Annotated in this window: 2 protein-coding genes and 2 rRNA genes; all 4 read left to right on the top strand. The window is 62.4% G+C overall.

The window, feature by feature from the left end:
- Positions 1-1945 (top strand): 23S ribosomal RNA (locus tag ACFWY6_RS43630); the annotation flags it as partial.
- Between the two features lie 87 nt (positions 1946-2032).
- Positions 2033-2149, top strand: a 5S ribosomal RNA gene (gene rrf, locus ACFWY6_RS43625).
- A 149-nt stretch (positions 2150-2298) separates the two neighbouring features.
- Positions 2299-2907 (top strand): CDP-alcohol phosphatidyltransferase family protein, encoded by a 609-nt coding sequence (locus ACFWY6_RS43620; protein ID WP_384702932.1) that lies wholly within the window; start codon positions 2299-2301, stop codon positions 2905-2907.
- Positions 2908-3020: 113 nt separating this feature from the next.
- A complete protein-coding gene (locus ACFWY6_RS43615) occupies positions 3021-5516 on the top strand; it encodes a sugar phosphate nucleotidyltransferase (RefSeq protein ID WP_384702929.1) in 2496 nt (831 codons plus the stop codon).
- Positions 5517-5707: the final 191 nt, after the last annotated feature.

The following is a 5707-nucleotide window of genomic DNA, read 5'->3' as shown; positions in this document are numbered from 1 at the left end:
CCACCCTTGAAAGAGTGCGTAATAGCTCACTGGTCAAGTGATTCCGCGCCGACAATGTAGCGGGGCTCAAGCGTACCGCCGAAGTCGTGTCATTCACACAATAGGGCCAACGCCTGTGTGGATGGGTAGGGGAGCGTCGTGTGCCGGGTGAAGCTGCAGCGGAAGCTAGTGGTGGACGGTTCACGAGTGAGAATGCAGGCATGAGTAGCGATACATACGTGAGAAACGTGTGCGCCGATTGACTAAGGGTTCCTGGGTCAAGCTGATCTGCCCAGGGTAAGTCGGGACCTAAGGCGAGGCCGACAGGCGTAGTCGATGGATAACCGGTTGATATTCCGGTACCCGCTGTGAAGCGTCAAACATTGAATCAGGCGATGCTAAGTCCGTGAAGCCGTCCTGGAGCCTTCGGGCAAAGGGAAGTGGTGGAGCCGACGGACCAGACTTGTAGTAGGTGAGTGATGGGGTGACGCAGGAAGGTAGTCCAGCCCGGGCGGTGGTTGTCCCGGGGTAAGGGTGTAGCCCGTCATCTAGGTAAATCCGGATGACATGAGGGTGAGACCTGATGCCGAGCCGATTGTGGTGAAGTGGATGATCCTATGCTGTCGAGAAAAGCCTCTAGCGAGTTTCATGGCGGCCCGTACCCTAAACCGACTCAGGTGGTCAGGTAGAGAATACCGAGGCGTTCGGGTGAACTATGGTTAAGGAACTCGGCAAAATGCCCCCGTAACTTCGGGAGAAGGGGGGCCATCACCGGTGATGACATTTACTGTCTGAGCTGGGGGTGGCCGCAGAGACCAGCGAGAAGCGACTGTTTACTAAAAACACAGGTCCGTGCGAAGCCGTAAGGCGATGTATACGGACTGACGCCTGCCCGGTGCTGGAACGTTAAGGGGACCGGTTAGTCACTCTTCGGGGTGGCGAAGCTGAGAACTTAAGCGCCAGTAAACGGCGGTGGTAACTATAACCATCCTAAGGTAGCGAAATTCCTTGTCGGGTAAGTTCCGACCTGCACGAATGGCGTAACGACTTCTCGACTGTCTCAACCATAGGCCCGGTGAAATTGCACTACGAGTAAAGATGCTCGTTTCGCGCAGAAGGACGGAAAGACCCCGGGACCTTTACTACAGTTTGATATTGGTGTTCGGTTCGGCTTGTGTAGGATAGGTGGGAGACTTTGAAGCGGGCACGCCAGTGTTCGTGGAGTCGCCGTTGAAATACCACTCTGGTCGTGCTGGATGTCTAACCTCGGTCCGTGATCCGGATCAGGGACAGTGTCTGATGGGTAGTTTAACTGGGGCGGTTGCCTCCCAAAGAGTAACGGAGGCGCCCAAAGGTTCCCTCAGCCTGGTTGGTAATCAGGTGTTGAGTGTAAGTGCACAAGGGAGCTTGACTGTGAGACCGACGGGTCGAGCAGGGACGAAAGTCGGGACTAGTGATCCGGCGGTGGCTTGTGGAAGCGCCGTCGCTCAACGGATAAAAGGTACCCCGGGGATAACAGGCTGATCTTCCCCAAGAGTCCATATCGACGGGATGGTTTGGCACCTCGATGTCGGCTCGTCGCATCCTGGGGCTGGAGTCGGTCCCAAGGGTTGGGCTGTTCGCCCATTAAAGCGGTACGCGAGCTGGGTTTAGAACGTCGTGAGACAGTTCGGTCCCTATCCTCTGTGCGCGTAGGAATATTGAGAAGGGCTGTCCCTAGTACGAGAGGACCGGGACGGACGAACCTCTGGTGTGCCAGTTGTCCTGCCAAGGGCATGGCTGGTTGGCTACGTTCGGAAAGGATAACCGCTGAAAGCATCTAAGCGGGAAGCCTGCTTCGAGATGAGTGTTCCCACCCCCTTTGAGGGGTTAAGGCTCCCAGTAGACGACTGGGTTGATAGGCCAGATCTGGAAGCCCGGTAACGGGTGGAGGTGACTGGTACTAATAGGCCGAGGGCTTGTCCTCAGTTGCTCGCGTCCACTGTGTTGGTTCTGAAACCACGAACAACCCCGTACAGGGTCACGTACGGTGCGGTTGACAGTTTCATAGTGTTTCGGTGGTCATAGCGTGAGGGAAACGCCCGGTTACATTCCGAACCCGGAAGCTAAGCCTCACAGCGCCGATGGTACTGCAGGGGGGACCCTGTGGGAGAGTAGGACGCCGCCGAACTTCTTTTATAGCCGTGGCCTCTGGATTCAATTCCAGGGGCCACGGCTTTTTTGTGTTTCCGTGGCCGGCTACCCCTCTGCACCGGCAGCTGACAACTGAGGGTAAGGTCAGGGGGCATCATCGGCTCATTTCCCACAGGAGGCCCCCGGGTGGAGGTCCAGGAGACACGTGTCCAGACGGACCGAGTCCTCACCATCCCGAACATCCTCAGCATGGCGCGCCTCGTCGGCGTACCCCTCTTCCTGTGGTTGATCCTCAGGCCGGAGTTTGGTGGCCCCAAGAGTGACCACTGGGCGCTGTTGGTGCTGATGCTGAGCGGCATCAGCGACTATCTCGACGGCAAGTTGGCCCGCCGCTGGAACCAGATCAGCAACCTCGGGCGGCTGCTCGACCCGGCTGCTGACCGGCTCTATATTTTGTCCACATTGGTCGGACTCACGTGGCGGGGGATTCTTCCGCTCTGGCTGACCGCGGTGCTGCTCCTGCGCGAGCTGGTTCTGCTGGTGATGGTCGGGATCCTCAGGCGTCACGGCTATCCGCCGCCCCAGGTGAACTTCCTCGGCAAGGCTGCCACCTTCAACCTGATGTACGCCTTTCCACTACTGCTTCTCAGTGATGGAAGTGGCTGGATCAACACTCTCGCTGCTATTTTCGGATGGGCGTTCGCCGGATGGGGTACAACGCTGTACTGGTGGGCAGGGATCCTCTACGTGGTTCAGGTCCGCAGACTTGTCCGGGCGGACGCCACGGCCGATTGAGCTTGCCGATTCGGCAGCTGTAGAGGCTTGCAGGCCCGTATCTGACATATGCGGGCCAATCTGGGCGGGCTAAGTCGGCTAGATCGTCGTCTATTGAGGAGGACGCTTCCGACATGAAGGCCGTCGTAATGGCCGGAGGCGAAGGCACTCGCCTTCGCCCCATGACCTCGAGCATGCCCAAGCCGCTCCTGCCCGTGGCCAATAGGCCGATCATGGAGCATGTGCTGCGGCTGCTCAAGCGGCATGGGCTCACCGAGACCGTAGTGACAGTCCAGTTCCTGGCCTCTCTGGTCAGGAATTACTTCGGCGATGGTGAAGAGCTCGGGATGGAGCTCACCTATGCCAATGAGGAGAAGCCACTCGGCACTGCTGGGAGTGTGAAGAACGCTGAGGAAGCGCTGAAGGACGATGCATTCCTCGTGATCTCCGGTGATGCTCTCACTGATTTCGACCTCACCGAGCTCATCAACTTCCACAAGGAAAAGGGCGCGCTTGTCACCGTCTGTCTGACGCGTGTTCCCAATCCGCTGGAATTCGGCATCACCATCGTGGACGAAGAAGGAAAGGTCGAGCGCTTCCTCGAGAAGCCGACCTGGGGGCAAGTCTTCTCGGACACGGTGAATACGGGCATCTATGTGATGGAGCCCGAGGTCTTCGACTACGTCGAGGCCGACGCGTCGGTGGACTGGTCCGGCGATGTCTTCCCTCAGCTCATGAAGGAGGGCAAGCCCATCTATGGGTATGTCGCCGAGGGGTACTGGGAGGACGTCGGCACGCACGAGAGCTACGGCAAGGCGCAGGCCGACGTGCTGGAGCGCAAGGTCGACGTCGAGCTCGACGGCTTCGAGATCTCGCCCGGTGTGTGGGTCGCCGAGGGGGCCGAGGTGCACCCCGACGCCGTGCTGCGCGGGCCGCTGTACATCGGGGACTACGCCAAGGTCGAGGCCGGCGCGGAGATTCGCGAGCACACCGTCATCGGCTCGAACGTCGTGGTCAAGACCGGGGCGTTTCTGCACAAGGCCGTCGTCCACGACAACGTCTACGTCGGCGAGCACAGCAATCTGCGGGGCTGTGTGATCGGGAAGAACACCGACATCATGCGGGCCGCCCGTATCGAGGACGGTGCGGTCATCGGTGACGAGTGCCTGGTCGGTGAGGAATCGATCATTCAGGGCAACGTCCGCGTCTACCCGTTCAAGACGATCGAAGCCGGCGCCTTCGTCAACACGTCCGTCATCTGGGAGTCGCGGGGCCAGGCCCACCTGTTCGGTGCGCGCGGGGTATCCGGGATCCTGAACGTGGAGATCACCCCGGAGCTCGCGGTGCGGCTTGCCGGCGCGTATGCGACGACGCTGAAGAAGGGCTCGACCGTCACGACCGCGCGTGACCATTCGCGAGGCGCCCGTGCGCTGAAACGAGCGGTGATCTCTGCTCTGCAGGCCAGCGCCATCGACGTACGCGATCTGGAGAATGTGCCGTTGCCGGTGGCGCGACAGCAGACCGCGCGGGGCAGTGCCGGCGGGATCATGATCCGGACGACTCCGGGGGTGCCGGACTCCGTCGACATCATGTTCTTCGACGGGCGCGGAGCGGATCTGTCGCAGGGGAGTCAGCGGAAGCTGGACCGTGTGTACGCGCGTCAGGAGTACCGGCGTGCTTTTCCCGGCGAGATCGGGGATCTGCATTTCCCGTCGAGTGTCTTCGACTCCTACACCGGCTCCCTGCTGCGCAATATCGACACCACGGGTGTGGCCGAGTCCGAGCTGAAGGTGGTCGTCGACGCGTCCAACGGCAGCGCGGGCCTTGTGCTGCCGAGCCTTCTCGGGCGGCTCGGTGTCGATGCGCTGACCATCAACCCGGGTCTCGACGAGTCACGTCCGACCGAGTCCTACGAGGCACGCAGATCGGGGCTTGTGCGGCTCGGCGAGATCGTGGCGTCGGCTCGGGCCGCGTTCGGGGTGCGCTTCGATCCGGTGGGTGAGCGTCTTTCGCTCGTCGACGAGAAGGGGCGGATCGTCGAGGACGACCGGGCGCTGCTCGTCATGCTCGATCTGGTCGCCGCCGAGCGGCGCAGCGGGCGGGTGGCCCTTCCGGTGACGCCGACGCGGATCGCCGAGCAGGTGGCCGCGTACCACGGTACGCAGGTCGACTGGACGACCACGTCGCCGGACGATCTGACGCGGGTGGGGCGCGACGAGTCGACGATCTTCGGGGGCGACGGCCGCGGTGGCTTCATCATCCCCGAGTTCAGCAGCGTCTTCGACGGTACGGCGGCGTTCGTGCGGCTCATCGGGCTTGTGGCGCGGACGCAGCTCACGCTCAGCCAGATCGACGCGCGGATTCCGCGGGCCCATGTGCTGCGGCGTGACCTCGCGACTCCGTGGGCGGTCAAGGGTCTGGTGATGCGTCGCGTGGTGGAGGCCGCGGGGGAGCGTTCGGTGGACACGACCGATGGTGTGCGGGTCGTGGAGACCGACGGGCGCTGGGTGTTAGTGCTGCCCGATCCCGCCGAGGCGGTCACTCATTTGTGGGCAGAAGGGCCCGATGACGCGTCCGCGCAGGCACTGCTCGACGAGTGGTCCGCAGTGGTGGACAGCGCAGGTCGCTGACCGTGGGCGAGGGCCGGACGGCGCCGGGCAGCGGCGCGGGGCGGGCCGCCCGGGGGGGGCGTGGGGGGGGTGCGCCCCCCGGGGGGGGGGGGTGGGGTTTCGTCCGGGGGGGGCGCGCCGCCCGGCGGCTGGCGGCCCCCCGCCGCGCCCCCCCCGCCGCTCTGCCACAACGGGCCCACGCAGTCGCTGAC

The organism is Streptomyces sp. NPDC059037, assembly GCF_042740015.1.
Lineage (GTDB): Bacteria > Actinomycetota > Actinomycetes > Streptomycetales > Streptomycetaceae > Streptomyces.
The sequence above is the reverse complement of the archived record's forward strand: the minus strand, read 5'-3'. Positions and strand labels throughout refer to the sequence as shown.